This is a genomic window from Desulfoferula mesophila (assembly GCF_037076455.1).
Lineage (GTDB): Bacteria > Desulfobacterota > Desulfarculia > Desulfarculales > Desulfarculaceae > Desulfoferula > Desulfoferula mesophila.
The window spans coordinates 4,160,285-4,186,742 of record NZ_AP028679.1 but is presented as its reverse complement, the minus strand read 5'-3'; the positions used below and the strand labels follow the sequence as shown (position 1 = coordinate 4,186,742).

Below are 26,458 nucleotides of genomic sequence, written 5' to 3'. Positions count from 1 at the left end.
AAACGCCTAATAGTTATTACCTATTTGACTCCGGTTCCCCCTCCGGCTAGTTTCCAATTAATCGCTGAACCAGACAGGTTGCCGGGCCGGCGGTCCTGCGCGGGATCCATTCTGGCCGTGATTTGGCCGGGAGCCCCCGCCGGAGCGGGCGCGGAAAGAGGTCGTTTATGTCCGAGGAATTCGAGCCCAGGATACTGGCCTATTGCTGCCAGTGGTGCTCCTATGCCGCCGCCGACTTGGCTGGCAGCATGCGCCTGCAATACCCGCCCAACGTGCGCATCATCCAGGTTCCCTGTACCGGGCGGGTGGATCTGCTGTATTTGCTGCGCGCCCTGGAAGACGGAGCGGACGGGGTGTTTCTGTCGGGCTGCCTGCTGGACGATTGCCATTACGTCAACGGCAATTACAAGGCGCTCAAACGGGTGGAAAAGGCCAAGGAGATGCTCGAGGCCCTGGGCATCGAGCCCGAGCGGGTGGAGATGTTCTTCAATTCCTCGGCCATGGGCCCCCAGTTCGCCCAGACCTGCAACGATTTTACCGAGAGAATACGCCAGCTGGGGCCGCTGTACCCCCAGCCCCGACAAGCCGCCGCGGGAGCCTAGGCCCCGCGGCCCAAGACAATTCAGGCCCGCCGGGCCGCCTCCGGCTGGCTGAAAACATCGGCCCGGGCGCGTCCCGGCCCTTATACGGTAGGTGACACGTGTCTGAACTCATTCGACCCCAAAAGCTGCCCGAGGATGTCCTGGAAAAACTGGAAGGGGCCAACCTCAACCTCTGCCTGACCTGCGGCACCTGCTCCGGGGGCTGCCCCATCACCGGCAACCCCGCCGAGGACATGCAGGGCTGGGACACCCGCAAGGTTATCCGCATGCTGGCCCTGGGCATGTTGGACGAGGTGGTCAACAGCCGCTTCCCCTGGCTGTGCACCGGCTGCGGCCGCTGCGCCGCCGCCTGCCCCATGGGCCTGGACATGCCGGCCATCTTTGGCTACATGAAAAGCCTGCGTCCCCGCGACAAGGTGCCGGGCATCCTGCACAAGGGCGTGGAAAACGTGCTCAACACCGGCAACAACATGGCCATCCCCCGCGAGGACTATCTGTTCACCATGGCCGACATGGGCGTGGAAATGGCCGAGGACTGTTGCCCCGGCTTCTACGTGCCGGTGGACAAACAGGACGCGGACATCCTGTTCTTCCCCAACTCCAAGGAGGTCTTCGGCGACTTCGAGGACATGTACTGGTGGTGGAAGATCTTTTACGCGGCCAAGGAAAACTGGACCATCCCCAGCAAAAACTGGGAGGCGGTGGATTGGGGCCTGTTCACCGGCAACTACGAGGCCACCCGCATCTTGGCCCAGCGCAAGATCGACATGATGAAAGAGTTCAACATCGGCCGGATGATCATGCCCGACTGCGGCGGCGGCTCCTACGGCTGCCGCAACGGCATGAAGATGTGCGAGTTCGACGATCCGGACAACACCACCAACTTCATCTATCTCTACGACTATTTGGTGGAGATCATCAAAGCGGGGCGCATCAAGCTGGACAAGAGCGTGTACGCGGGCAAGACCTTCACCTGGCACGACAGCTGTAAGCACGGCCGGGAGCTAGAGAGCCACTTCGGCCACGGCTACTTCGACGAGCCCCGCTGGATCATCAGTCAGTGCGCGGACAACTTCGTGGAGGTGGAGCCCAACCGCATGAACGGCAACTGCTGCGGCGCGGGCGGCGGCAACTGGCCCCTGCCCTGGGAAGACGACGCGGCCTGGCACGGGCGCAAGAAGTACGAGTCCATCAAGGAATCCGGCGCCGACGTGGTGGTGGTGGCCTGCTCCAACTGTCACGACCAGATCATGAAGCGCCTGCCCAAGTACTACGACGACTACAAATATGAGGTGAAATATATCTGGGAGCTGGTGGCCGATTGCCTGGTCATCGAACCCTGGAGCGAGGAAGAGGTCGCCAAGGGCGAGGCCGAGGCGGCGGCCCAGTGGGAGCGCCTGGGCGTGGACCTGGATATGGAATTCTAGCGCGTCACTTGCAATTGGCTGGCCGGGACCTTATGTTTTTCTAAACGGAAAACCCCTAGCGAAAGGCTATTTAGTCATGATGGAAGTTACCCCCGCGGCCAGCGAGGCCCTCAAAGCGGTAATGGCGGAAAAAAACCTCGAACCCCCCATCCGCATCTTCCTGCAATCGGGATGCAGCGGCTCTCAGTTGGCCATGGGCGTGGATCAGGCCCGCGACGGCGATGACACCTACGACGTGGACGGCATCAGCTATGTGATCGAGGCCAAGTTGGCCGAGGTAGTGGGCGACATGAAACTGGACTATCTCACCGACGCCGAGCAGCAGGGCTTCATGCTTTCCAGCTCCAAGCCCTTGCCCCAGCCCGAAAGCAGTAGTTGCGGCAGTTGCAGTAGCTGCGGCTGCTGAGGCCTCTAGGATAAATACAGGGGAGGGGACTGACGTCCCCTCCCTTTCTTTTTGCCCCCGGCCCGAGGATGATCGGTGCGTTCGCCGCTGCGGTTGGGGAGGCATGACAAAAAAAAGGGAGAGGACACGCCGGTCCTCTCCTTTTTTATGGCGCTTCGGTCCGAAGGCGATCGAGGCGCCAATGGTGCACGGACTTACCCAGCCGGGAGAATCGCGGCTCTTACCGTGATCCTCAAATGCCCGCCAGGTCAGGCGCCGCGCCTAGCCGCAGCAGGTCGGGCCCGAAGAGCCGAACTCCTTGGCGTTGGCCCGGGCCAAGCGGTCCAAAAAGCGGCCCCAGCGGCCCTTGGGCTTGGCGGCGCGGCCGCCGGCCAGGAACTTGTCCCGGCAGCCGGGAGCGCAGAAAAAGTAGAGCTTGCCGTCGCGCTTGGTTACCAGCTTGGCCCCGTCGGTCTTGACCGGCATCTGGCAGATGGGGCAGGGTTCGGTTCGACGTATCATCTGGGCCATGTTTCACCTCCTGGGGAGGTGGGGGCCCGAGCCCAACTGCCCGGACCCCCGGGGGAATGACTTATCGTTCCAGGCTGTCGGCCGGGGGGGTGGCCGGCGCGGGCCGGTTGTATTCCTGGCCCTGGCCCTGGTAAGGTGCCTGTCCTTGGTCCGGGCCCATATAGCCCCGGCCCTGGTTGCCTTGATATCCCCAACCGGGACAATAGGCCGGGCCATAAGCGCGGCCTTGGTAGCCGGGCCCGTAGCCATTGCCCTGGTAGTTTTGGTACGCCGGAGAGGCTCCGCGGCCACCGTAACCGTAGCCGCAGCCGTAACCGCCGCCCATGCCGCCGCCCCAAGCCATGGCCCCTGCGGCCAGAAGAAGGGTAAAGGTTGCGGCCAGGACGAATGTGGTTATATGTCTCATGTCTATCCTCCTTGGTGGGATTGGCGTTTGCCCGATTTAACTGCATCGACCATGCCAACCTCGGCTCTAGAATTTGAGCCACCATTATTTCCTATTAATAAAGTAGGTTATACGGCGGCCTTTTGCAAGGCGCTCCGCTGAACTCCTTGATTTGCCGGGTAAATCTTTCTCGGCCCAAGCCGAAAACGCGGATATTTTTCTCGGCGGCCACATTTGGGGCATAATAAACAGTAGCGCCATCCCGGCATCGACCAAACATCCTCATGGAGAGCTGAGCATGGAAAGCAAGGCCGACACCCTGGTATTGATATGGTCTTCCCGCGACCGCGAAGTGGCCAAGAACATGGTGTTCATGTACGCCAAGAATTCCCGGCTAAAAAACTGGTGGCCCGCGGTGCGCCTGGTGGTATGGGGGCCTTCGGCCTCTCTGCTGGCCGAGGACGCCGAGCTGCAGGCCGAGCTGGAGGAACTGAAGCGGGCCGGGGTGGAGCTCTTGGCCTGCCGGGCCTGCGCCGACAAATACGGCGTGGCCCCGCGCCTGGAAGAGTTGGGCCTCCAGGTCATCTACATGGGCGCCCCGCTCACCGAATATTTGCAGACGGGGCTGCCGGTGTTGACCTTCTAGGAGCCCGACCCCGCCCTCTTTGACCCAAGCACATGGAGGAAGCACGTGGACGCACCTCAACAAAGGTGGAACGAGTCCGTGGCCCTGGGCATCATCGCCTGGCTGGAAAAAAGGCGCATGGCCGGCCACTACGCCGCCGACGCCGATCAGGCCCGGCAAAAGGTGTTGGAGCTGATACCGGCCGGCAGCACGGTCTTCCGCTGCGGCTCCAGCAGCGTGGCCGAGCTGGGCCTATGGGAGCAGATCGAAGCCCTGGACGGGGTGAACCTGATCAACCCCTACCAGCCCGGCCTGACCCCCGAGGAGGGCCTGGCCCGGCGGCGCCAGGGAATGACCGCCGACGTCATGGTGGCCAGCAGCAACGCCATCACCCTGGACGGCCGCCTGGTGAACCTGGACGGCATGGGCAACCGGGTGGCGGCCATGACCTTCGGCCCGGCCAAGGTGGTCTTGCTGGTGGGTATGAACAAGGTGGTGAAAGACCTGGAGTGCGCGGTGGAGCGGGTGAAACACTACGCCGCGCCGGTGAACGCCATGCGCATGAACCTGGAGACCCCCTGCAACCAAAACGGCCTGTGCGCCGACTGCCGCGCGCCCAAGCGCATCTGCAACTTCTGGAGCGTCATCGAGGGCTCCATGATCCCTAACCGCATCCACGTGGTGCTGGTGGGCGCGAAGTTGGGCTACTAGGTTTTATTCTCTAACAAAAAGCCGCCGTCAAAGCCCCGGAGCTTTGCGGCGGCGTTTTCTTTATCCCCCTTTTGCCCAAGTCTGCTTGTTGCGCTAACCTATAGAGAACCACTCTATCCATAGGGAGCAGCCATGTCCGACGCCCCCCTGACCCTCGAGGTCTTCAGCGACTACATCTGACCCTGGTGCTATTTCTGTACCGTGCGTATAGAAAAGCTGGCGGCCGAGGAAAACCTGACCCTCAAGTGGATCGCCTTTCCCCTGCACCCGGAGACCCCGCCCCAGGGCAGCACCCTGGAGCAGCTCTTCGCGGGCCGGGGCATGGACATCCCGGCCATGCTGGAGCGCCTGAAGGCCGCGGCGGCCCAAGAGGGTCTGCCCTGGGGCATGCGCACCATGACCTTCAACAGCCGCCGGGCCCAGGAGCTGGGCAAGTGGGCCGAGGAGCAGGGCAAGGGCGAGGCCTTCCACGACGCCATGTTCCGCGCCTATTTTGCCGAGGGCAAGAATATCTACGATCTTGCGGTGTTGTCCCAAGAGGCCGCCAAGGTGGGCCTGGAGCCGGATGAGGCCCTGGAGGCGGTGGAGTCGGGCCGCTACGCCCCGGCGGTGGATAAGGATTGGGCCTACAGCCGCCAGGTGGGCATCAGCGCGGTGCCCAGCTTCCTGGCCGGGGGCCGGCTGGTGGTGGGGGCCCAGCCCTATGCCCAGCTTAAAAAACTGGTGGACGCCGCCCGCGGGGGCGGCCACTTGCTCTGAGCGGTCGATCTGCCGCACAATATGCAATAGGCATATATTACTAGGTGATTAAGGATATATATTTTTAGTTGCATATATTAATATTCTTATATATACATTTTTTAAATTAAGCGTACCCGGAGAAATTGATGGACCAGATGTTCCTGGAGGAGGCGGCGGAGATGCTCAAGGTAATGGGGCATCCCCTGCGCATCAAGATTGCTCAATGCCTGGAGCCGGGAGCCTTGAACGTGGGAGAGATAAGCCAAGCCATCGGCGCGGCCCAAGCGGCCACCAGCCAGCACCTCAAGGCCATGCGGGTGCGGGGCCTTTTGGAGGCTCGGCGCGAGGGGGCCTGCGTCTACTACCACATCGCCCGTCCCGAGGTTTACAAGATTATTCATTGCATCCGGGAGGGCGCCCAGCCCGCCTCCGGAAACCCAGAGGGGGCCGGCCCCGTTTAGGGCCGACCGGTTGAAAGGAGCCTTGCCGTGGACACTGAGATTCAAAGCTATATCGATGAGGCGGTGAAAAAGGCGGTGGACGAGCAGTTCACCACCGCGCTCAAGAAAAACTCCAAGGCGGCCATCATCGCTTCCAAGGGCACCCTGGACATGGCCTATCCACCCTTGATCCTGGCCTCCACCTGCGCGGCGTTGGATATCGAATGCCAGGTGTTTTTCACCTTCTACGGCCTGGACATCCTGCGCAAGGGCAAAAACGCCCATTTGGGCGTGCCCCCGGTGGGCAACCCGGCCATGCCGGTGCCGGTGCCCAACATCATCGGCATGCTGCCGGGCATGACCGCCATGGCCACCAAGATGATGAACGGCTGGATGGGCAAGGTGGGCGTGCCCACCATCCCCGAGCTGTTGGACACCTGCGTGGAGAGCGACGTCAAGATCATCGCCTGCCAGATGACCATGGACGTCATGGGCATCAAGCGCGAGGAGCTCATCGATGACATCGAGCTGGGCGGCGCGGCCACTTTCTTGAACTACGCCACCGGCTGCAACATCACTCTACTAGTCTAGACATAAGGGGCTCCCGGGCTAGCGGGAGCCCCAAAAAAACCAAAAGCAGAGCGCTGGGGCAAGGCAGGCCCCAGCGAAAACGGGAACCGGAGGGGTGCGGTTACGTGGTTCCCTAAACCATATTTAAACCATGGGAACGAGAGGAAGGGATTCGTCATGAGAAGGATGCTGGGAGCTATTCTGACTGCTTTGCTGGTGCTCGGCGCCCCCCTGGGGGCCTGGGCCACCAACGGTATGAACATGATCGGCACCGGGGCGGTGTCCATGGGCATGGGCGGGGCCGACGTGGCCGTGCCCGCCGGCTGTACAGCCATTGCCGGCAACCCGGCTCAATTGGCCACCACCTGTAACCAGGTGGTCAGCGTGGGCGGGACGTTCCTGAATCCCCAGATGGAAGTGACCATGCCCGGCCAGAGCGGGGTGGACAACGAGTTCCAGTTGTTCCCCTTGCCCTTCGCCGGCTATGCCCAGCGCATCGGCACCAGCCGCTGGTCGTGGGGCGTGGGCATCTTCGCCCAGGGCGGCATGGGCGTGGACTTCAACAACGTCAAGAACTTCATGGGCCAGGACGACAGCCTCTATTCCGAGGTGGCCTTTTTGCGCCTGGCCCCCTCGGTGGCCTATAACGTCACCGACAAGCTGACCATGGGCATCACCGCCTTCGCGGGCTACGCCACCGTCGACTACAACTTTTTCCCCAACATGGTGGGCGGCCAGAAAGTCTCCGGCCTGTCCTCGTTCACCCTGGCGGGACGCTTCGGCCTCAACTACCAGATCAACGACCAGTGGGCCGTGGGCGCCACCTACACCAGCGAGAGCTCCATGGACCTGGACGACGGCGATATGCGGGTCAACTTCGGCCCCGCCGGCGACGTGACCTACCAGAACGCCAAGATGGACAACTTCACCTGGCCCCAGCAGGTGGAAGCGGGTGTCTCTTTCCGGCCCACCCCCAAGTGGCTGCTGGCCTTCGACGTAAGCTGGGTGAACTGGGCCTCGGCCATCCAGACCGTGACCGTGACCGCCTCCAACCCCAACGCGCCGGTGCCCCCCGGCTACGAGAACCTGACCGTGCCCTTTATCATGAACTGGGAGGACCAGTGGGTCTTCGCCCTGGGCGCCCAGTATGAGATCAACGATTCCTGGACCGTGCGGGCGGGCTACAACTACGGCCAGAACCCGGTGCCCGACGATACCCTGAACCCCCTGTTCCCGGCCATCGTGGAGCACCACATCACCGCAGGCTTCACCTACACCTACCACGACTGGGACTTCGACTTCGCCTTTGTGCACGCCTTTAACAACGACCAGACCAACGACGGCGCTCCCTCGCCGACCAACCCCTTCGCGGGCACCGAGGTGAGCATGTACCAGGACACGGCCAGTTTCATGATCAGCTATCGTTTCTAAAAACCGGAGGGAGACACGAGCCATGCCACGCCTCACAGCCCTGGTGGGTCTCATCCTGCTGAGCCTTTTGGTCTGGACCCCGGTCCAGGCCGCTGAGGGCGGTATCCATTGGCTGGACTACCCGGCCGCCGCGGCCGCCCAGAAAAAGCAGGCCAAGCCCATGTTGATCTATTTTCATCTGCCCTATTGCTACCGTTGCAAGGAGATGAAGATAAGGGTCTACAGCCAGGCGGCGGTGATCGACAAGCTCAACCGTGACTTCATTGCCGCCAAGGTGGATGCGGACAAGGACAAAGCCACGACGAAGCTTTTCAACTCCCAATACACCCCCACCTATGTTTTTCTCAACGCAGCAGGCAAGGAGGTGTACCGCGACAAGGGGGTGATCGGCGTGGAGCGATTCCTCGGCCTTTTGGACTACATAAGCACCCAGGCCTATAAAAAGCAAAGCCTGGATAAGTTCATGAAAGGTCACTAGGCCTTTGCCTGCCCTCCCCGGCATCGCGACCGCCCCGACCCCGCCCGGCCCTCCACCCCTCGTGGCCGGGCGGGGTCGGCGGGCGGCATTTTGTCTGCTGTTGGCCTTGCTATGGCTGACGCCCGCCCCGGCCCGGGCCCAAGACCCGACCCCGGCCCAGGGCGGAGTGACCTGGCTGAGCTATGACCAGGCCGCCCAGCTGGCCCGCGAGACCCCCCGGCCCATCATGCTGTTTTTCTCGGCCCCCTGGTGTTACCTGTGCAAGAAGATGCAGCGCCTGGTCTTCAGCGATCCCCAGCTGGCCGGGCACCTGCAAAAGCAGGCCTACGCGGTGTTGGTGGACGTGACCACTGAGCCGCGCCTGGGGGAGATCTACGAGATCAAGCAAGTGCCCACCACCATTTTCCTGGACCCCGGCGGCAAGCCCGCCCTGCGCCTCACCGGTTATCAGAACCGCGCCGACCTTACCAAGGCCCTGAGGTTCGTGAGCATGGGCCACCACCACCGCATGAGCTGGGAGGCTTTCTCCGGCCGACCCTGAACGTTATCGCGCGCCAATGCTATTATTAACGAGTAGGCATTGGTGAACCGCCTCTAACGCGCGATCCCTGAATCGGGTGGGCCATGGACCAGACTCGTTTTCGTTTGCGCATATTCCTGGGAGTGATGTTGGCCGTGCTGGTTTTGGGCACGGTGGGCTTCACCCTGGCCGAGGGCCTGCCCCTGTACGACGCGGTGTATTTCAGCATCGTCACCGTGACCACCGTGGGCTACGGCGACATCAGCCCCCACACCCCCCTGGGCAAGGTGCTGGCCATCTTCCTGATCCTGGGCGGGGTGGGCACCTTCATGGGGGTGGTGGCCAACTTCACCGAGATGCTCATCAGCCGCCGGGAAAAGGCGGCCCGCGAGCTCAAGCTCTACATGGTGGAGGGCATCTTCTTCTCCGAGCTGGGTTCGGAGCTTTTGCACCTGATCACCCGGGGCGACCCCCAGCGGGAGGAGTTGTCCGGCGAGCTCAGGGTCAAGGCCGACTGGAGCCCCGGCGACTTCAGCCGCCTGCAAGAGCGCCTGGTGGCCTATGGCTATGAGGTGGACCCCGCCCTGGTGGACCTCAAGGAGGTGCGCCGGCTGCTGGCGGCCAAGACGGGCATTTTGTTGCGCCTTTTGGAAAACCCGGCCATCAGCGAGGACGACGGCTTCACCGACTGCCTGCGGGCGGTGTTTCACCTCAAGGACGAGCTGTACCACCGCCGCAACCTGGTTGAGCTGCCCGCCAGCGACACCGCCCACCTGGCCGGGGACCTCAAGCGGGTGTACCGCCAGTTGGTGATGCGCTGGCTCAGCTACGCCGGGCACCTCAGCCGCCGCCACCCCTATCTCTTCTCCCTGGCGGTGCGGCTCAATCCCTTTGACCCTCAGCGCGACGTGGTGGTCAGGTCTTAGGCGGCTTCGCCGGACGACGGGGGGCCGCATCGCTTGGGCCTCGGCGTATTGGCAATCCGCCTGCGGTCTGCGCTCGCCGGCTGCCTTGCCTGACCCTCCCTGGCCAAGCGGACCGGCATCGTTACAGGCCAGCGGTTCGGCATCTGACTTAACTCCGCTCATGCGCTAGAATTAAGTTCAACCACCATCACGCAAGCAGCGAGGAAGACGTGCGCTATCACGTAGGCCCCAACGGCGAGGGCAAAAGACGCCCCGGCATAACCGTGCGCACCATGGAGATCGACGACCTGGCCCCGGTGTTCCACCTGGGCGAGGAGCTGTTCACCGCCGAGGAGGTGCCCAACCTCTACCGCACCTGGGACGAGTTCGAGGTGGTGGGGCTGTTCACCTCCGACACCGATTATTGCCTGGTGGCCGAGGAGGAGGAGCAGGGGCGCATGGTGGGCTTCGCCCTGGGCACCACCATCACCAAAAGCGGCAGCGCCTGGAAATACGGCCACCTGGTGTGGCTGGGGGTGGACCCGGCCTGGCAGGAGCACGGGGTGGGCTCGCGCCTGTTCAACCTGCTGCGCGACCGCTACCTGGAGGCCGGGGTGCGCATCATGATGGTGGACACCGAGGCCGACAACCTGCCGGCCATCCGCTTTTTCCGCAAGCTGGGATTCGGCAAGCCCTCGGAGCACCTGTACATGAGCCTGAACCTCTCGGGCCACCGGGCGCAGTCGCACCGGGGCCACGAGGAGGGACGCTAATGAACGACACCCCCGTCAACCAGGCCCGCCTCAAGAAGCTTTTGGCCGCCATGCTCGACATCTACAGCCCCTCGGGCAAGGAAGAGGACCTGTGCGGCTATCTGCAGGGCTGGCTGAAACGCCGGGGCCTGCCGGTGGTGCGCCAGGAGGTGGACGAGGAGCGGGGCAACCTGGTGGTGGCTCTGGGGGGCGAGGAGGCCGAGCTGGCCCTGATCGGCCACCTCGACACGGTGAGCGCCCACGAGTTGGAGGACTTCGGCTACAGCCAGGAGGGCGACCGGGTGTGGGGCCTGGGCTCGGCGGACATGAAGGGCGGCTGCGCGGCCATGATCGAGGCCGTGGTCTCCCTGTGGGAGCAGGGGGTGCGCGAGCTGCCCCTGACCCTGGCCCTGGTGGTGGGCGAGGAAGAGGCGGGCGACGGGGCCGAGGCCCTGGTGGGCGAGTACCGCTTCCCCTGGGCGGTGGTGGGCGAGCCCACCCGTCTGGAGCCCTGTCTGCACAACTACGGCTACATGGAGCTGAAGCTGGTCACCCGGGGCGAGCGGCGCCACGCCTCGCTGGCCGGGGGCGGCCGCAAGGCGGTGGAGGACATGTTGCGCCTGCTGCTCACCCTCACCGCCCATCTGCAAAACCGGCGGCCCGAGGTGATCTACAACATCCGCGATCTGTTCAGCAGCGGGGGCGGCTTCGTGGTGCCCGAGGAATGCGAGGCCTGGCTGGATCTGCACCTGCCCCCCAACTCCCCGGCCGGGGAAGTGGCCGTGGAGATCGAGGAGCTGGTGGCCGCCGAGAAAAACAGCGACGACGGCCTGAACCTGCGGCTGGATTTCGAGACGGTGCAGGCGGGCTACGAGCTGCCCCCCCGGGGGCCGGTGGTGGAGGCGTTGCAAAAGGCGGTGAGCCAGATGGGGCGCCCCTGGCTGCCCGGGGCCTTCCGCAGCCATTCCGACGCCAACCAGCTTTGGGCCGCCGGGGTAAAGCCCATCATCCTGGGGCCGGGCAGCCTGGAGGCGGCCCATCGCCCCCAGGAGTGGGTGAGCTTCAGCCAGGTGGCCACCGCCAGCGAGCTTTATTACCGGCTGGCCCTGGCCCTGAGCCAAGGTCAGGCCTCCTGACCCCGCCGCCAAGGGGCCGGGCCGTCTGGACAGGCGGGGGGCCTTTCGAGATAAGATAGGCCGCTGCCAAGTTTTTCGCCGACCATTGCGAGTGAAGGCCATGGACGACTCCCAACCCAAGCAGACCGTGGATCAGGCCGAACTGGACCAGTTGCGGGCCCAGGCGCGGCTGCTCTCCCAGGCCAAGGACCGCCAGCGGGCCCTGTATCAGCACACCCCGGCCATGCTGCATTGCTGCGGTTTTCTGGGCCGTTTGGTCAACATCAGCGACCGCTGGCTGGAGAGGCTGGGCTACCAGCGACACGAGGTGTTGGGCCGGGCGGAGTCCGACTTTTTCACCGAGGAATCCCAGCGGCGTTACGAACAGGCCCGGCGGGGCGGGCTGAAAAACGGGGGGCCTTTGAACGATCTGCCCCTGACCATGGTGTGCAAGGACGGAGCCCTGGTCCAAGTGCTGCTTTCGGCGGTGGCCGACGAGCCCCTGCCCGGCGAGACGGAAGGCTGGCTGGCGGTGATGCACGACATCACCCGCCAGGTGGAGGCGGAAAAGGCCCTGGCCGTCAGCGAGGTCCGCTTCAAGGAGCTGGTGGAGAGCATCCGCGAGGTCTTTTGGGTGCGCGATCCCCAGAGCGGCCGACTGGAGTACATCAGCCCGGCGGCGGAGGAAATATTCGGCTTGTCCCTGCAGGACATGTACGACCATCCCCTGAGTGTTTTGGAGCTGGTGTTGCCGGCGGACCGGCCGGCGCTGGAAAGGGCCCTGGCCGATCACCGGGTGCGCGGCACCGACACCGAGGTGGAGTTTCGCTTCCAGCACCCGCGGGGTCCGGTGCGCTGGATCAGGGAGCGGGCGGTGTGCGTGAGGGGCCCGGAGGGCCGGGCGGTGCGGGTGTTGGGGGTCTCCGAGGACGCTACCGAACGCAAGCAGGCCCAAATGGCCCAGGCCAAGAGCCAGGAAAAATTCTCCCTGGTGTTCAAAAACAGCCCGGTGTTGATGGCCATCACCAGTCTGGAAGACGGGGTCCTGCTGGACACCAACGATTTTTTCACCGAGTTGACCGGTTACACCCGCGGCGAAGTGTTGGGGCGCACCCCCACGGAGGTGGGGCTGTGGACCGACGGGCACCGGCGCAAGGAGGCCTTGCGCCTCATAAAGGAACAGGGCTCGCTGAGGGATTTCGAGATTCAGTACACCACCAAGTCGGGCGAGGCACGTTATGCCTTGTGGTCGGCCCAGCCCTTCGAGCTGGAGGGCCGCCGGTGCCTCATATCGGCCATCAGGGACATCAGCCGTCACCGCATAACCGAAGCCGCCCTGCGCCAAGCCAACGCGGCCCTGGAGTTGGCCCAACGGGCCGCCCGCCTGGGTTATTGGAGCCTTGATCCGCAGAGCAAGGAGGTGTATTGGTCGGCGGCCATGTTCGAGATCATGGGCCAAGATCCGGCTCGGGGGGTGCCCTCCTACGAACGCCACCAGGAGTTCATTCATCCCGAGGACTGGACGCGCTTTGAGACCCTCCTGTGGCGGTCGGCCGAAACCGGCGGACCTTTCGATCAGGTGATCCGGGTTACCTTGCCCGGAGACGCCACTCGCCACATACACTGCTGGGCCCTCTGCCGTCCCGCGCGGCCCGGCGGGCCCCAGCTGTTGTTCGGCCTGGTCCAGGACATAACCGAAAGCGTGGAGGCCTAAACGCGGAACCGGCTCCAAGAGCCTTGGGCGGAGCCTTATTTATCCCGCGCCAGCATGGGCCCCAGGGGCCGCCCGCCGATCAGGTGCATGTGCAGGTGCATCACCTCCTGGCCGCCGTCGGGGCCGCAGTTGATGATCAGGCGATAGCCGCTCCGGGCCACCCCCTCGCGCCGGGCCAGGTCGCGGGCCACCAGGAGCATGCGGCCGGCCACCTCGGCCTGGGAGTCCTCCAGGGCGTCCACTCCGGTGATCTCCTGGTTGGGCACGATGAGGATGTGGGTGGGCGCGGCGGGGTGCGCGTCCCGGAAGGCGGTCACCAACTCATCTTGGTGCACGATCTCCGCCGGGATTTCGCCGCTGATTATCTTGCTGAATATACTGGGCATGGCCCCTCCTCTGGTTACGATTGATTTATCATCCCGCCGCTCCCCAGTATAATAGATAACAGGCGCGAGAGCGTGCCTGTGACCCTTATCTTGAACCTAGCCGTGTCTTTTTTGGGGGAGGAGACGAAGATGAAACGCGTACCGTCCCGTCGAAGATATCTTTACGTTTTGGCCGGCCTTTGCCTGTTGGCGGCCGCCTGCGCCCCGGTCTACCTGAACCCCGGGGCCAACCCGGCCCGCATCGAGGTGGAGTTCAGCGCCAAGGCCAACCCGGCCCTCCTGCAGTATCCCAGCGAGGTGGTCTACTGGGATTGGGGCTTCAACCTGGTGGTGCCCCAGGGGCCGTTCCCTCAGCTCCAGCCCACCGAGCCCCAGCAGTTAAAGGTCATCACGGGGGTCAATCCCCTGGTTCGCAAGGTCACCTTCCTGGCCCCCGCCGGCAAGCACACCTACCTGTTCAACGTGAGCGGTTACGTGATGCGCACCAAGGGCATGGGCACGGTGCCGGTGGATTTGATGAACTACGAGCAGAAGCTGACCCTGGACCTGGCGCCCGGCCAGGTGCACAGCATCAAGTGGAGCCTGCCCCCGGCCCGCTAATTTCTCTGTCTTGATCGCCTCCCCCGCGGCCGCGTCGTTCCGGCCCGAGGGGAGGCTTTGTTTGGTCCCGGCTCGGAGCCGGCAAGGAAGACAAGCTTGCGTAGCGTTTGGCGGATATTGACGATGGCGCTTGGCCTGGCGGCCTTGGTCGCGGCCTGCGCCCCGCCCGGCCCGGCTCCCGCGCCGGGGGAGGGGCGCCCAATAGCGGTCAGCGCCGCGTATCTGTCCCTGGACCCGGAGCATCCCCGGCGCAGCGACTTCGGCCGCCTCACCTATCTGGGCGGCCTGTCGTTGACCAGTTCGGAGGCGGCCTTCGGGGGGCTTTCGGGCCTGTGGGTGTCGCCGGACCTCGGGCGGCTGTGGGCCGTCAGCGACCAGGGCTGGTGGCTTAGGGCCGACCTGCGCTCCAACTCCGCCGGCGCGCCGCTGGGCCTGGAGGCGGCCCGCCTGGGGCCGCTGCTGGACCCCCGGGGCCAGGTCTTGCAGGGCAAGCGCAACCGCGACGCCGAAGGGCTGGCCGCCCGGGGCGGCGGCTTTTTGGTGAGCTTCGAGCGCAACCACCGCCTGTGGTTTTATCCCCCGCCCCTGGGCCTGGCCGGGCGGCCGGAGCCCCTGAGCCTGCCGCCCTGGCTCACCGCCTCGCCCAAAAACAGCGGGGTGGAGGCCGTCAGCGTCTTGGCCGACGGGCGCATCCTGCTGTTGGCCGAGGATTCGGGGCGGCAAGGGCGCACCACGGGGGCCCTGGGCGACGGGCAAGGCTGGCAAAAAATCAGCTACCGGCTGCACGCCGACTTCAAGCCCACCGCCCTGGCCCCGCTGCCGGGCGGCGGCTGCCTGGTGCTGGAGCGGGCCTACAACCCAGTCCTGGGCGCCCGGGCCCGCCTGGGCTGGCTGCCCCCGGAGGGGCTGCGCTCCGGCGCGGAGCTGGTTCCGGTGCTCCTGGCCGATCTGGCCCCGCCCCTGGCCACCGACAACTTCGAGGGCCTGGCGGTGGTGCCGGAGCCCGCGGGCGGCCTGCGGGTATACCTGCTGTCCGACGACAATTACTTCCCCCTGCAGCGCACCCTGCTCCTGGCCTTCCGCCTGCCCCCCGGCCCCTGGCGCTAGGGACCGGCCTCGCTCCCGGTACTTATTCGTTGTTCGCAGAGGGGCCCACGGGATAGTCTAGAGATAGGTATCGCCATTGTTAGGAGAGAAACCCATGCCCATGCACCGCCGCGCCTGGACCGCCGCCTTTTGCCTGCTTCTGCTGATCGGGGCCGTTCCGGCTTGGGCCCAGCCCGCCCGCCAGGGGGCCATCTACGCCCCGCTGTATCAGGAGGCGATCGTGGACCACCGGGGCCGACGCATGGATTTGACGGCCACGGTCTACGTGCGCAATATCAGCCGCAAGCAGGCCATCACCGTGGATTCGGTCACCCTGGTGGACGGCAAGGGCAAGATGGGCACCCAGTGCGTCCAGGGCAAGCAGCGCCTGGAGCCCCTGGCCTCCCTGCGCCTGCTGCCCCCGGCCTGCCCGGCCGGCACGGGCACGCCCAGCATCTTGATCCGCTGGTCCGCCGCCCAGCCGGCGCCCGCTCCCCTGGTGGAGGTGTTGATGATGGGCACCGCCGGGCAACAGGGCATCAGCCTGACCACCCAGGGGGTGCCCCTGGAACCGGAGCCATGAACCGGCGGCGGCGCAGGGTAAAGGTCCACGTCTTTTCCGACGCCACCGGCCAGACCGCCGAGCGCGTCACCCTGGCCGCCCTGACCCAGTTCAACCGCTCCATCCAAGCCGAAATCCGGCGCCACGCCCACCTGAAGACCCCCGCCCAGATCGCCAAGGCCCTGGAGGAGGCCGAGCGCGACCAGGCCCTGGTGATCTATTCCCTGGTGGATCAAAGCCTGCGCGATGCCATGCACGGGCAGCGCCACCGGCGCGACCTGGAGGCCTACGACCTGCTGGGGCCCCTTCTTGGCCGCATGTCCCGGCGCTTCCGGGCCAGCCCCCGCCTGCATCCGGGCATGCTGCACGCCGCCGGAGAGGAATCCATGCACCTGGCCGCGGCCATCGACTTCACCCTGCGCCACGACGACGGGGCGGGACTGGACGACCTGGGCCGGGCCGACGTGATCATCCTGGGGGTGAGCCGCACCTCCAAGACCCCCACCAGCCTGTACCTGTCGTGCAACTTCGACCTCAAGGTGGCCAACGTGCCCCTGGTGCGGGGCCTGGACCCCCCGGCCAAGCTGTTCACCCTCAAACGGCCGCGTAAAGTGGGGCTGACCATCGACCCGGACGTGCTGGCCCGCATCCGGCGCAGCCGCTACGAGGGCCGGGTGGTGCAAGGCTACACCGACGCCCGCGACGTGGCCCGGGAGCTGGCCTACAGCCACGAGGTCTACGACATGCTCAAGGGCATCAAGCTGGTGGACGTGACCAACCTGCCCATCGAGGAGGTGGCCGGGCGGGTGGTCAGGCTGTTGGGTCTGTCCAGGCCCTGACCTGGGGATCGTGGGCCCGCCAATGGGCCAGGTCGTCCGGGGTGTCCAGGTCGCGTTGGGGGGGCAGCAGGGCATGCTCCAGGCCCAGAGCCTTGGCCCGGCCCAAAACTCCGGCCAGATCGAGCCAATGGGGATCGTCCAGCAGCCCCGGCGCGGTGCGGCTCTGGCCCACCAGATAGTAGCCGCCGTCGGCGCTGGGACCCAGCACCAGGGGGGAGCTCTCCAACGCGGCAAAAGCCCGCGCCAACAGCGGGGCGCCCAGGCCGGGCAGGTCGCTGCCCACCAACACGGCCCGGGGCGCGCCCTGGGCCAGGGCCCGCTCCAGGGCCTCGGCCATGCGCTCGCCCAGATGACCCTGAATCTGCTCGCGCAGGACGAAGCCCTGGCCCAGCCAGGCCCGGGCTTGGGCCTCGTCGCCGCCGGTGTAGCAAAGCTCCAGCTCCAACGGCAGGCGCGCGGCCAGCTGGCGCATGCGCCCGGCCAGGCGGCGGGCCATCCTCTCTTGCAGGCGGGCAGCCCCCTTGGCCCCCAGGGCCGGGATCAGGCGGGTCTTGGCCTCTCCGGCCCTGGGCAGGCGCGAAAAAAGTATGAGGCGGGGTGGGCGGTCGGTCATGGGGCTTTCTCGCTTCGGCTGGGGCGAGCGAATAATCTCTACTAGTTTGGTTGACTATGGCCGGGGGCGGCGCTATCTTTAGACTACCTTAACGGAGGAAGCGGGGCCCTTGGCGTTAGTAAAGTATGCCATAGCGGTGGCGTTGTTTTTGGCGCTGGCCTATGCCGCACCCGCCGCGGCCATGGACGCGCCCTCGTCTTGCCCGGAGGCTGGCCAACCAAGCTCCGGGCAGGATGCCTGCCCCATGGGCGCGTCCGGTTGTTGCTGTGTGCAGACGCCCGCCCAGGACCACCGGCCCCTGGTCCCCAATCATGGCTTCAGAATCATGCCCCCGGCCCTGGCCGGCGCGGTCTTCCCGGTTGGCTGGTTTGCCCCGGCTTCCCGGCCCGGCCCCGCCCCCCGGCCCAGGGCCCGTGCTCCGGTGCCGCTGTATATCTCCACCACCCGTCTGCTGATCTAAAAACCTCTCAGGAGGCCCGGCGCCTCCCTGACCCCGGCGCGCGCCCGAACGGCGCGGCGGCGCGCATCCGTGCCCCCTTGAGGGTCCTTGAGAGGTTTACGCAAAGATCAGGAGATAGTCATGACCAAGCAAAGCAAAAAGAACATGGACAAGAAGGCCCAGGTGCTGGGCAGCAATCGCGGCGGCTCTTCCAAGGGCTTGGCCGCGCTGGTGGTGGTGGCGGTGCTGGCCCTGGCCGGCGGCCTGTCCTGGTGGCTCATTTCCCCCGGCTCGGGCGAGGCGCCCCAGGCCGCTTCCCTGGCCACGGTCAACGGCGAAAAGGTGGTGGCCCTGGACGAGACCCTGTTCACCGACGGCAAGGCCCGCCACTTCGAGCTCAAGGGCGAGGGCGGCGTCTTGGTGCGCTACTTTGTCATCAAAAGCTCCGACGGGGTGATCCGGGCGGCCTACGACGCCTGCGACGTGTGCTGGCCGGAGGGCAAGGGCTATTACCAGCAAGGCGACGACATGGTCTGCGCCAACTGCGGCAAGCACTTCCCCTCGATCAAGGTCAACGAGATCAAGGGCGGCTGCAACCCCGCGCCCCTGCAGCGGAAGGTGGAAAACGGCAAGGTGATCATCCGTCTGGCCGACATCATGGACGGCCGGCGCTACTTCAACTTCACCAAGCGGGGCTAACCCTATGAACCTCACCGACATCGCCCTCTTGAACCTCAGGCGCAAGAAGGCCAAGGCGGCCTTTGTGCTGGCCGGGCTGCTCACCGGGGTGGCCACCATGGTGGCCCTGATGGGCCTGGGCTCGGCTCTTACCCACGAGATAAACCACAAGCTGGAAAAATACGGGGCCAACATCCTCATCACCCCCAAGAGCGACCAGCTCAACATGTCCTACGGCGGCCTGAGCCTGGGTGGGCTTTCCTTCGACGCCAAGGAGATCTACCAGGCCGACCTGGCCGCCATCCGCAAGATCAAGAACTCGGCCAACGTCGCCGCGGTGGGGCCCATGGTCCTGGGGCGCACCGAGGCGGCGGGCCGCCCGGTGCTTCTGGCCGGGGTGGACTTCAGCGAGGCCAGTATCCTCAAGCCCTGGTGGAAGTTCGCGGGCAAGGAGCCCCTGGACGGCCAGGTGGCCCCCGGCGCCGAGGCGGCCCGTCTTTTGGGCCTGAGCCCCGGCGGCCGGGTCAGCCTGGGCGGGCGGGAGTTCACGGTCAGCGGCGTCCTGGAGCCCACCGGCAGCCAGGACGACCACCTGTTGTTCATGCCCCTGGCCCCGGCCCAGCAGCTCTTGGGCAAGCCGGGGCTGGTGTCGCTGGTGGAGGTGGCCGCCCTGTGCAAGGACTGCCCCATCGAGGCCATGGTCACCCAGATCAACCAGGCCCTGCCCGGGGCCAAGGCGGTGGCCATCCAGAGCGTGGTCAAGGGCCGCATGGAGGCCCTGGCCCACTTTAAGCGCTTCGCCCTGGGGGTGTCCCTGTTGGTGGCCCTTTTGGGAGGCCTGGTGGTGCTGGTCACCATGATGGGCAGCGTCAAGGAGCGCACCGGCGAGATCGGCATCTTCCGGGCCATCGGCTTTCGCAGCGGCCAGGTAATGCGGGTGGTACTCACCGAAGCCCTGCTTCTCTCGGCCGCAGCCGGGCTCCTGGGCTATCTGGCCGGGCACCTGGCCGGCGAACTGGCCCTGCCCCTGTTCAGCCAGGACGGGGGAGGCCACCTGGCCTGGGATCCCTCCCTGGCCGGCGCGGCCCTGGCCCTGGCCCTGATCTGCGGATCGGCGGCCAGCCTTTATCCCGCCTGGATGGCCTCGCGCCTGGACCCCGCCCAGGCCCTGCGGACCCTGTAGGAGAACGACCATGAGCTTGATAGTTGCGCGCGATTTGATGAAGGCCTACGGCAAGGGGTCGGCCCAGGTCAAGGCCCTGGACTCGGTGAGCCTGGATATCGACCCCGGCGAGTTCGTGGCGGTGATGGGCCCCTCGGGCAGCGGCAAGTCCACCCTGCTGGCCGTATTGGGGGCGCTCAACACCCCCGAGGAAGGCTCCTACCTGGTGGACGGCATCGAGGTGTTCACCCTGGGCCCGGACCAGCGGGCCGACTTCCGCCGGGAATACCTGGGCTTCGTGTTCCAGTCCTTCAACCTGGTGCCCTACCTCAGCCTGGCCGAGAACGTGATGCTGCCTTTGGCGGTGAAGCGCCTGGCCAGGCGCGAAAAGCTGGAGATGGCCCACCTGGCCCTGGAGCGGGTGGGCCTGGCGGGCAAGGAAAAACGGTTGCCCTCCCAGGTGAGCGGCGGGGAGCAGGAGCGGGCCGCCGTGGCCCGGGCCCTGGTCAACCAGCCGCCCATCCTGTTGGCCGACGAGCCCACCGGCAACCTGGACCAGGCCAACACCGGGCGCATGATGGAGCTGTTGCAGCGCCTGGGCTCCGAGGGCATGACCATCGTGATGGTCACCCACAGCCCCACCTGCGCGGGCTACGCCGACCGGGTGCTCAACATGGCCGACGGCAAGTTGCAAGGGGAGGAGACGGGGAAGGCTTTGGCCGCCGTCTGCGGCTAGCCGTACGGCTTCGCCAGCCCCCGGCATACTGCGTTGCCGGCATCGCTCGTTTCCTCGGCGTATTGCATATACGCCTGCGGAACTCCCTCGCCGGACGCCTTGTCTGCCGGCGGCTGGCTGTGCCGGTTGATCCCCAGCCCCTGGCATACTGCCTTGCCTGGCGCTGCCTGGCTGTGCCGGTGAGTCATGAGCCCCGGCAGGCGGCGTTGCCTATTGAGGCTCCGCCTCGATGGATGGCAGCACGGCCAGCCAGCGCTCCAGCATGAGGTTGACCTGCTCGGGCACCACCAGGGTTAGGAAATGACCGCTGCCCGCCGCCTGGGCATAGCGCACCCAGGGGCTGGCCGCCAAAATCGCGGCCTGGCTGGTCAGCGGGTTCTGGGAACCCACGTAGAGCATGGGCCGCCGGAGGCGGGCCAGGGCGTCGGGGCCGTTCCAGGCCATCAGCGCCTTGGTCAGCTCCGTCAGCACGTGGCGGGGCGGCGAGGACATGACCGCCTCCACGTGCCGTTTGACCTCCGGGCCGTCGCTGGGCAAGACCAGGCTTCCGGCAAAGGCGCGGGCGGCCATCAGGTAGTGGGGGCCGCTCAGGGCCTGGAGCATGTTGGGCAGCACCCGGTTGGTGCGCTCCGCCGAGGAGACCATGGTGGTGTCCAGCGACACCGCCGCGCGCACCAGCTCCGGCCGCGTGGCGGCCAGCTCCAGGGCCACCGCCCCGCCCATGCTGTGGCCCACCACCACCACCTCGCCCAGGCCCAAATGCTCCACCAGGCGGGCCGCATCGGCGGCGAAGCGGGGCAGGCGGTACTCGATCTCCGGGGTGTCGCTCTCGCCGTGGCCCAGAAAATCTATCGCCACCACCCGGCGCCGCGCGCCGAAGTGGGCCGTCTGGGCGGCGAAAAAGGAGCGGTTGCAGGCGAAGCCGTGCAAAAACACCAGGGGCAAGCCGCCCGTCCCGGCCTGCTCAAAGGCCATGCGGCCCTCGTCCAGTTGCAAGAATTCCGTGGTCATGGGTACAGGTCCCAACTCGGCTAGGGGTGGCTAAGATAGGCTTCCAGGGCCAAGAGGGCGGTGGTCAGGCCCAGGCCCAGGGTGAAGCCGGCGTAGCTGGAGTTGCGCTCGGCGGGCAATTCCTCCTTGAACACGTTGTAGAGGATGGAGCCCGAGAGAAAGGCGATCATCAGGCTCACCCCCAACACGCTGATAAGCTCGCTCAGCGCGGCGGCTCCCCATCCGGCGGCCAGGGAGCCCACCAGGATCAGGCGGCCCGCCAGGGAAAAACGCCGGGGAAAGTGGCGCTTGAAATTGCGGTCGCTCAGGACGAAGTGCAGGGACATGGCCCCGGTGAAGATGAGCGCGTAGACCAGGCCGCTCTGCACCCTGAGCGGCATGGTGTAGGTGATCAAAAAATTGTACAGGCAGTACATGCCCAGGTGCAGGGCGTAGACCTTGCCCTCGGCGGCGGGGGCCTTCTCCGCCGCCCGCACCGCCACCAGCTCCAGGCCGTAGTACACGGTGAAACCGGTGAGGGCCACGATGAAGATGCCCAGGTCCAAAAGGGGCGTGAGCGGTTCCACCCCCGCCAGCAGGCGGCCCACGTTGGCGTTGCCCTCCACCAGCTCGGGCAGCATGTGCAGAAAAACATAGGCCACCGCCACCCCCCCGGCAAAGGAGGCCACGCCGCGCTCGCCCAGTCCAGGCAGGCGGCGCATCAGGGGCGAGAGGTAGTGGCTGAGCATCAGCACCAGGGTGAGGACCAGGGCTAGGAGCTCGCTGCCCGGGTTGATCGACTCCAAGGCGCTATTCCCTTTTGCCCCGGCCCCAGCGGTCGAGCTGTTCCAGAAGCTCGCGCTCCATGTCCTGGCTCCAGGCCTCGCGCCAGAGTTTTCCCCGGCGCACGAATAGTTTGTCCACCATGACGGCCTTGGAGCCAGGCTCCAGCACCCCCACCACCGCCACCGGGCGGTTGAGGTGGCGGGCCAGGATGCCCCGGTCTAGGTTGGGCAGGTAGTACCAGTCCCCCTGGGCGGTGAGCAGCACGAAGGTCTTTTCCAGGGCGATGAGCGGGTCCTCCATGTTGATGGGGCACACCTTGCCCTGGGTGACGCAGGCCAGGCCCTGGATGCTGCCCTCCCAGCGCTGGGCCGCCGGGGCGGCCCCGGCGCTCAGCACCAGCGCCAAGAGCATGACGGCTACGAAGCAGTGCAGCAGTAAGCCCCGGGCATCCTTCAAGCGAAATACCGGTTCCAGCAAATCAGGTCTTTTAGTGGCCATCAAATCCCTTCAAGCCGATCCCGGCACAGCCAGCCGCCGACAGACGAGGCGTCCGGCGCGCATGGGCCGCAGGCGTAGTTTTTCTACGCCGAGGGCCAAGCACAGCCGGCGACGAAGTATGCCGGGGGCTGGCGAAGCCGGTCACCCTTAGATCATTGCATCATCTGGTTAAAGTCCACCTGCTTCCACCCGGCCGGAGGCTGGAAGGTGGAGGCGGGCAGCTTCTTCTGCTCCACGCTGGTCACGGTCATCACGGTCATGGGCCCGCCCCTGGAGTACTCCACCATCTTCATGGGCATGCCCGCGGACATGAGCTTGGTCATCTCCGGAGAGTTGCGCCAGCTCGAGCCGGGCGCGGCGCTCTGGGGGTTCATGGCCTGGGCCAGCTTGGTCATCTTGGTCAGGTCCACCTGGCCCTTGAAGCCGGGCGCCGAGGCCATCCACACCTCCTGGCGCAGCTTGCCGTCCACGTAAACCTGGTACTTCTGGGATTGATAGCCGGCGATCTTGGCGCTCTCGCCGGTCTTTTTCACCTCCACCTTGTCCGGGGGCTGGGGGGGCGTCTTGGTCATGCCCATGCGCTGCTTCATCATGGCCCGCATCTGCTCGCGCTGGTCCGGCGGCACCTGTTTGAGGGCCGCTTCTATGCGCGAATCCATGGCCTGGTTCATCTGTTGCTTGAGGGTGTTGGGATTGCCCGACCAATACACCTGGCGGTCGGGGTTGAGCATGGTCACGGTGTCGTGGTTGAGGTCGTAGATCATGCCCCCCCGGCCCATGCCCGCGCGCACCTGGTTGTCCTGGGCATACATGGTGCTGGGCCCGCCCATGGTTTCCTGGTGGATGACCAAGCCCGCCTGGGCGGCGGAGGCCCACAGCAGCAGCGCGAAAAGGCCAAGGCAAATACGCAATTTCATTTGTTCCCTCCCATGTCCCCCGATGGTTAATTAAGGGTATTCATTTATTGAGCCTACGCCGAGCGGCCCCCCCGGGGCAAGCCCCGGCGCGGCCCTGTGGCTTTCTGCTACACTTGCTCCAACGGATGAAATAAAGGCGGGCCGCCCCAACCGGAGGATGATGATGCGCAAGTTTTTGGCCGTGTTGCTGTCGCTGCTGTGGCTGAGCGCCGCCCCGGCCCTGGCCGCGGGGGAGGGGGCCAAGGTCAAGGTGGGCCAGCCTTTCCCCTCGGTGGAATTCCAGGCCCCCGAGGATGCCGGGCAGCGAGCCTACCTGGGCCTCAAGGCGGGGGAGGGCCTGGACCCCATTAAGGTGGACGCCCCCCTGGTCATCGTGGAGTTCCTCAACATCTACTGCTCCCACTGCCAACGCCAGGCGCCCAGCGTCAACGCCCTCTACCGGCTGATCCAGAATAAGGGCTGGGGCGACAAGATCAAGATGGTGGGCGTCGGGGCCAGCAACGGCGACGAGGAGGTGGCGGGCTACGTGCGCTACTACAAGGTGCCCTTCCCGGTGGTGCCCGATTACAAGCTGCGCTGCGTGGACGTCCTGGGCCAGGTCTATACCCCTTATTTCGTGGCGATCCTGCGGCTAACCGACGGCAGCAACCGGGTGCTCTACGCGGCCAGCGGCGAGCTGCCGCCCCACGAAGAGTTTCTCAAGGACCTGGCCGCCCAGGCGGGCCTGCGTTGAGGCTGGCCCTAAGCGGGCCAAAAGTGGTAAACCTTCGGGCCAGGAGAACAACCCTGGCGGAGCGAGTGGCATGAGCGAGGAGCAGACCCGTCTGAAACAATTGGCGGCCGACGCGGCGGTGGACGAGGTGCGTTCGGGCATGGTGGTGGGCCTGGGCTACGGCAGCACGGCCCTGTTGTTCGTGCGCAGCCTGGCCAAGAAGGTGGCCGCGGGCGAGCTGCAGGGCATCACCGGGGTGGCCTGCGCCCTGGCCATGGAAACCGAGGCCCGCTCCCTGGGGCTCAACGTCTCCAGCCTGGACCAGCACCCGGTGATGGATCTGACCGTGGACGGGGCCGACGAGGTGGACCCGGCGCTGAATTTGATCAAGGGCGGCGGCGGGGCGCTGCTGCGCGAAAAGGTGGTGGCCCAGGCCTCCCGGCGCGAGATCATCATCGTGGACGAGAGCAAGCTCAGCGAACACCTGGGCGACAAGTGGGCCCTGCCGGTGGAGGTGGTGCCCTTTGCCCTGCGCCCGGTGAGCGAGTACGTGACCTCCCTGGGGGCCGAGGTGAAGCTGCGCCTCTTGGAGGACGGCAAGCCCCTGGTCACCGACCAGGGCAACTGGATCATCGATTGCAACTTCGGGCCCATGGCCGATCCGGGCACGGTGGCCCGCTCCCTGGAGGGCCGGGCCGGGCTGGTGGAGCACGGCCTGTTCCTGGGCCTGGCCAGCGAGGTGATCGTGGCCGCCTCCGACGGGGTGCGGCGCATCCCCCGGCCCTAGGCTTTTTTCGGCGGGCGCGGCTAGAGCTTCGCCGCCTCCTGGTAGACCGCCAGGGCAGCCCGGCCCATGGCCGCCTGGGAGAAGCGCCCCGCCTGGGCCAGGGCCTTGGTGGCCAAGGCCTCGCGCAGGCCTGGCTCGCCGGTGATGCGCTCCAGGGCCTCCAGAAGCTGCTCCGGCTCCTCGGGGTCCACGTACAGGGCCGCCTCGCCCCCCACCTCGGGCAGGGAGGCGGCGGCCGAGGTGACCACCGGGGTGCCGCAGGCCAGGGCCTCCAGCACCGGCAGGCCGAAGCCTTCGTAGAGCGAGGGATAGACCAGGGCCCAGGCTCCCTGATACAGCGCGGGCAGCTCCGGGCCGGGCACGTAGCCCAAACGGCGCACCCGCCCCCGCGCCGGACTGTGGCTCAGGGCCTCCTCGATGGGCCCCGCCTTCCAGCCGGTGCCTCCGGCCAGCACCAGGTCGAACTCCTCCTGCCCCCCCGCCAACAGCCGCTCATAGGCGGTGAGCAGACGCACCAGGTTCTTGCGCGGCTCCAGGGTGCCCACGAACAGCAGGTAGGGCCGCTCCAGGCCGTGGCGCTCCAGCACCGCTTGCACCCCGGCGGGGTCCTCCGCCGGGCGATAGGCCGGCAGCACCGCCTCGGGCACCACCCGCACCCGGCCTTGGGCGGCGGGGTAGAGCTCCACCAACTCCTGGGCGGTGAAGCGCGAGGGGGCGATAAGTAGGTCGGCGTTGTCCACCGCGTTGCCCAGGGCGCGCAGGCTGAAGGCCACGTTCTCGGCCTTGTGCCAGTCCGGCTGGCGGCAGAAGGACAGGTCGTGCACCGTGACCACCAGCTTGCCGTGGGTCAGGCGCGGCCCGGCCAGGTTGGTGGAGTGGGTCACCGCCGGTTTGGCCAAGAACCAGCGCTGGGGCAGCTTGAGCTTGAACCACAGCAGCTTGACCAGAAGCTCGGGCCGTCCGGTTCCCCACAGGGAGAAGTTGGCCTGGGGCGGCACGAACTGGGCCATGTCCCTCACCCGGCGGGGGAAGCACTCCGGAAAATAGGGATAGAGGACGTATTGGTTGTCCTGGTCCACCTGGGCCAGGCCGGCCAGCAGGTTGGCGATGTAGTTGCCCACCCCGGTCCAGGCGTCGGTGAGGCGGCAGATGTCGATGCCGATCTGCACGGTTTCAGCCCCCACATTTCATGAAGGTCGGGCGTCCGGCTACGCCAGCCACCGGCATACCGCGTTGCCGGCCGCGCTCGGCCCTCGACGTAGCAGCGCCGGCTACGCCTGCGGCCCTCGCTTGCCGGTCGCCTTGTCTGCCGTCGGCTGGCTGTGCCGGTGCCGA

General features: G+C 66.1%; 34 protein-coding genes. 25 read left to right on the top strand and 9 right to left on the bottom strand.

The window, feature by feature from the left end:
* Window positions 1-167: 167 nt before the first annotated feature.
* The 3 genes from AACH32_RS19415 (at window position 168) to AACH32_RS19405 (ending at window position 2,435) form a co-directional block, all read left to right on the top strand.
* On the top strand, window positions 168-602 hold the full coding sequence (locus AACH32_RS19415; protein ID WP_338603313.1) for a hydrogenase iron-sulfur subunit: 435 nt from the start codon (window positions 168-170) through the stop codon (window positions 600-602).
* A gap of 98 nt (window positions 603-700) precedes the next feature.
* Window positions 701-2,029 carry a (Fe-S)-binding protein gene (locus AACH32_RS19410; RefSeq protein WP_338603310.1) on the top strand — a complete coding sequence of 443 codons (1,329 nt, stop codon included), beginning with the start codon at window positions 701-703 and terminating at the stop codon, window positions 2,027-2,029.
* 76 nt (window positions 2,030-2,105) lie between these two features.
* Window positions 2,106-2,435, top strand: coding sequence for an IscA/HesB family protein (locus AACH32_RS19405; protein ID WP_338603308.1), 330 nt, complete (start codon window positions 2,106-2,108; stop codon window positions 2,433-2,435).
* A gap of 261 nt (window positions 2,436-2,696) precedes the next feature.
* Here AACH32_RS19405 and AACH32_RS19400 read toward each other — a convergent pair whose 3' ends face one another.
* Together AACH32_RS19400 and AACH32_RS19395 are read right to left on the bottom strand one after the other, a co-directional pair.
* Window positions 2,697-2,945: an LDCC motif putative metal-binding protein gene (locus tag AACH32_RS19400; RefSeq protein WP_338603305.1), complete on the bottom strand. Its 249-nt coding sequence runs from the start codon at window positions 2,943-2,945 to the stop codon at window positions 2,697-2,699.
* 61 nt (window positions 2,946-3,006) lie between these two features.
* A complete protein-coding gene (locus AACH32_RS19395; RefSeq protein ID WP_338603303.1) occupies window positions 3,007-3,351 on the bottom strand; it encodes a hypothetical protein in 345 nt (114 codons plus the stop codon).
* A 277-nt stretch (window positions 3,352-3,628) separates the two neighbouring features.
* Between AACH32_RS19395 and AACH32_RS19390 the strand changes: the two genes are divergently transcribed.
* The 12 genes from AACH32_RS19390 to AACH32_RS19335 all read left to right on the top strand — a co-directional run bounded on the left by AACH32_RS19390 (window position 3,629) and on the right by AACH32_RS19335 (window position 13,332).
* Window positions 3,629-3,976, top strand: a complete 348-nt coding sequence (locus AACH32_RS19390) for a DsrE family protein (protein WP_338603301.1) — start codon at window positions 3,629-3,631, stop codon at window positions 3,974-3,976.
* A gap of 45 nt (window positions 3,977-4,021) precedes the next feature.
* Window positions 4,022-4,666 carry a lactate utilization protein gene (locus AACH32_RS19385; protein ID WP_338603299.1) on the top strand — a complete coding sequence of 215 codons (645 nt, stop codon included), beginning with the start codon at window positions 4,022-4,024 and terminating at the stop codon, window positions 4,664-4,666.
* Window positions 4,667-4,798: 132 nt separating this feature from the next.
* Window positions 4,799-5,425 carry a DsbA family oxidoreductase gene (locus AACH32_RS19380; RefSeq protein ID WP_338603296.1) on the top strand — a complete coding sequence of 209 codons (627 nt, stop codon included), beginning with the start codon at window positions 4,799-4,801 and terminating at the stop codon, window positions 5,423-5,425.
* A gap of 128 nt (window positions 5,426-5,553) precedes the next feature.
* Window positions 5,554-5,868 (top strand): ArsR/SmtB family transcription factor, encoded by a 315-nt coding sequence (locus tag AACH32_RS19375; protein ID WP_338603293.1) that lies wholly within the window; start codon window positions 5,554-5,556, stop codon window positions 5,866-5,868.
* 75 nt (window positions 5,869-5,943) lie between these two features.
* Window positions 5,944-6,438, top strand: coding sequence for a DsrE/DsrF/DrsH-like family protein (locus AACH32_RS19370; protein WP_350341600.1), 495 nt, complete (start codon window positions 5,944-5,946; stop codon window positions 6,436-6,438).
* 156 nt (window positions 6,439-6,594) lie between these two features.
* Window positions 6,595-7,848: an OmpP1/FadL family transporter gene (locus tag AACH32_RS19365; RefSeq protein ID WP_338603287.1), complete on the top strand. Its 1,254-nt coding sequence runs from the start codon at window positions 6,595-6,597 to the stop codon at window positions 7,846-7,848.
* 22 nt (window positions 7,849-7,870) lie between these two features.
* Window positions 7,871-8,326, top strand: a complete 456-nt coding sequence (locus AACH32_RS19360; protein ID WP_338603284.1) for a thioredoxin family protein — start codon at window positions 7,871-7,873, stop codon at window positions 8,324-8,326.
* A gap of 100 nt (window positions 8,327-8,426) precedes the next feature.
* Complete coding sequence (locus AACH32_RS19355; protein WP_338603281.1) at window positions 8,427-8,867, top strand: thioredoxin family protein; 441 nt, start codon at window positions 8,427-8,429, stop codon at window positions 8,865-8,867.
* An 83-nt stretch (window positions 8,868-8,950) separates the two neighbouring features.
* Window positions 8,951-9,772, top strand: a complete 822-nt coding sequence (locus AACH32_RS19350; RefSeq protein WP_338603278.1) for a potassium channel family protein — start codon at window positions 8,951-8,953, stop codon at window positions 9,770-9,772.
* A gap of 209 nt (window positions 9,773-9,981) precedes the next feature.
* Complete coding sequence (locus AACH32_RS19345) at window positions 9,982-10,524, top strand: GNAT family N-acetyltransferase (protein ID WP_338603276.1); 543 nt, start codon at window positions 9,982-9,984, stop codon at window positions 10,522-10,524.
* Window positions 10,524-11,639, top strand: a complete 1,116-nt coding sequence (locus AACH32_RS19340) for a M20 family metallopeptidase (RefSeq protein ID WP_338603273.1) — start codon at window positions 10,524-10,526, stop codon at window positions 11,637-11,639. The genes AACH32_RS19345 and AACH32_RS19340 overlap by 1 nt, the downstream gene beginning before the upstream one ends.
* Window positions 11,640-11,739: 100 nt before the next feature.
* Entirely contained in the window at window positions 11,740-13,332 is a 1,593-nt protein-coding gene (locus AACH32_RS19335) for a PAS domain S-box protein (protein ID WP_338603271.1), read from the top strand.
* A 35-nt stretch (window positions 13,333-13,367) separates the two neighbouring features.
* Here AACH32_RS19335 and AACH32_RS19330 read toward each other — a convergent pair whose 3' ends face one another.
* A complete protein-coding gene (locus AACH32_RS19330) occupies window positions 13,368-13,718 on the bottom strand; it encodes a histidine triad nucleotide-binding protein (protein WP_338603269.1) in 351 nt (116 codons plus the stop codon).
* Between the two features lie 129 nt (window positions 13,719-13,847).
* On the opposite strand from AACH32_RS19330, the gene AACH32_RS19325 reads away from it, so the two are divergent.
* From AACH32_RS19325 to ppsR, 4 genes are all read left to right on the top strand, one after another.
* Entirely contained in the window at window positions 13,848-14,318 is a 471-nt protein-coding gene (locus AACH32_RS19325; RefSeq protein ID WP_338603266.1) for a hypothetical protein, read from the top strand.
* A 123-nt stretch (window positions 14,319-14,441) separates the two neighbouring features.
* Entirely contained in the window at window positions 14,442-15,425 is a 984-nt protein-coding gene (locus AACH32_RS19320; RefSeq protein ID WP_338603263.1) for an esterase-like activity of phytase family protein, read from the top strand.
* Window positions 15,426-15,519: 94 nt separating this feature from the next.
* The gene (locus tag AACH32_RS19315; protein ID WP_338603261.1) at window positions 15,520-15,987 is read left to right on the top strand and encodes a DUF3124 domain-containing protein; all 468 of its coding nucleotides are present in this window, start codon (window positions 15,520-15,522) and stop codon (window positions 15,985-15,987) included.
* Complete coding sequence (gene ppsR / locus AACH32_RS19310; protein ID WP_338603258.1) at window positions 15,984-16,805, top strand: pyruvate, phosphate dikinase/phosphoenolpyruvate synthase regulator; 822 nt, start codon at window positions 15,984-15,986, stop codon at window positions 16,803-16,805. Before AACH32_RS19315 ends, ppsR begins: the two co-directional genes overlap by 4 nt.
* On the opposite strand, the gene AACH32_RS19305 is transcribed toward ppsR, so the two are convergent.
* The gene (locus AACH32_RS19305) at window positions 16,777-17,418 is read right to left on the bottom strand and encodes a TIGR04282 family arsenosugar biosynthesis glycosyltransferase (RefSeq protein ID WP_338603256.1); all 642 of its coding nucleotides are present in this window, start codon (window positions 17,416-17,418) and stop codon (window positions 16,777-16,779) included. The genes ppsR and AACH32_RS19305 overlap by 29 nt on opposite strands.
* 109 nt (window positions 17,419-17,527) lie before the next feature.
* Here AACH32_RS19305 and AACH32_RS19300 point away from each other — a divergent pair, with 109 nt between their 5' ends.
* The 4 genes from AACH32_RS19300 (at window position 17,528) to AACH32_RS19285 (ending at window position 20,433) form a co-directional block, all read left to right on the top strand.
* A complete protein-coding gene (locus AACH32_RS19300) occupies window positions 17,528-17,878 on the top strand; it encodes a hypothetical protein (protein ID WP_338603253.1) in 351 nt (116 codons plus the stop codon).
* A gap of 120 nt (window positions 17,879-17,998) precedes the next feature.
* The gene (locus AACH32_RS19295; RefSeq protein WP_338603250.1) at window positions 17,999-18,556 is read left to right on the top strand and encodes a DUF2318 domain-containing protein; all 558 of its coding nucleotides are present in this window, start codon (window positions 17,999-18,001) and stop codon (window positions 18,554-18,556) included.
* Between the two features lie 4 nt (window positions 18,557-18,560).
* Window positions 18,561-19,718, top strand: a complete 1,158-nt coding sequence (locus AACH32_RS19290; RefSeq protein WP_338603247.1) for an ABC transporter permease — start codon at window positions 18,561-18,563, stop codon at window positions 19,716-19,718.
* Window positions 19,719-19,728: 10 nt separating this feature from the next.
* Window positions 19,729-20,433, top strand: a complete 705-nt coding sequence (locus tag AACH32_RS19285) for an ABC transporter ATP-binding protein (RefSeq protein WP_338603244.1) — start codon at window positions 19,729-19,731, stop codon at window positions 20,431-20,433.
* A gap of 210 nt (window positions 20,434-20,643) precedes the next feature.
* On the opposite strand, the gene AACH32_RS19280 is transcribed toward AACH32_RS19285, so the two are convergent.
* The 4 genes from AACH32_RS19280 to AACH32_RS19265 all read right to left on the bottom strand — a co-directional run bounded on the left by AACH32_RS19280 (window position 20,644) and on the right by AACH32_RS19265 (window position 23,624).
* Window positions 20,644-21,444, bottom strand: coding sequence for an alpha/beta fold hydrolase (locus AACH32_RS19280; RefSeq protein ID WP_338603242.1), 801 nt, complete (start codon window positions 21,442-21,444; stop codon window positions 20,644-20,646).
* Between the two features lie 20 nt (window positions 21,445-21,464).
* Window positions 21,465-22,229, bottom strand: a complete 765-nt coding sequence (locus tag AACH32_RS19275) for a hypothetical protein (RefSeq protein ID WP_338603239.1) — start codon at window positions 22,227-22,229, stop codon at window positions 21,465-21,467.
* Window positions 22,230-22,233: 4 nt separating this feature from the next.
* The gene (locus tag AACH32_RS19270; RefSeq protein ID WP_338603236.1) at window positions 22,234-22,707 is read right to left on the bottom strand and encodes a hypothetical protein; all 474 of its coding nucleotides are present in this window, start codon (window positions 22,705-22,707) and stop codon (window positions 22,234-22,236) included.
* Window positions 22,708-22,859: 152 nt separating this feature from the next.
* Window positions 22,860-23,624, bottom strand: a complete 765-nt coding sequence (locus AACH32_RS19265) for a DUF4412 domain-containing protein (protein WP_338603233.1) — start codon at window positions 23,622-23,624, stop codon at window positions 22,860-22,862.
* Between the two features lie 163 nt (window positions 23,625-23,787).
* On the opposite strand from AACH32_RS19265, the gene AACH32_RS19260 reads away from it, so the two are divergent.
* Together AACH32_RS19260 and rpiA are read left to right on the top strand one after the other, a co-directional pair.
* Window positions 23,788-24,357: a TlpA family protein disulfide reductase gene (locus tag AACH32_RS19260; protein WP_338603230.1), complete on the top strand. Its 570-nt coding sequence runs from the start codon at window positions 23,788-23,790 to the stop codon at window positions 24,355-24,357.
* 70 nt (window positions 24,358-24,427) lie between these two features.
* Window positions 24,428-25,123, top strand: a complete 696-nt coding sequence (gene rpiA, locus AACH32_RS19255; protein ID WP_338603228.1) for a ribose-5-phosphate isomerase RpiA — start codon at window positions 24,428-24,430, stop codon at window positions 25,121-25,123.
* 20 nt (window positions 25,124-25,143) lie between these two features.
* On the opposite strand, the gene AACH32_RS19250 is transcribed toward rpiA, so the two are convergent.
* Entirely contained in the window at window positions 25,144-26,292 is a 1,149-nt protein-coding gene (locus AACH32_RS19250; protein WP_338603225.1) for a glycosyltransferase family 4 protein, read from the bottom strand.
* Between the last annotated feature and the right edge of the window lie 166 nt (window positions 26,293-26,458).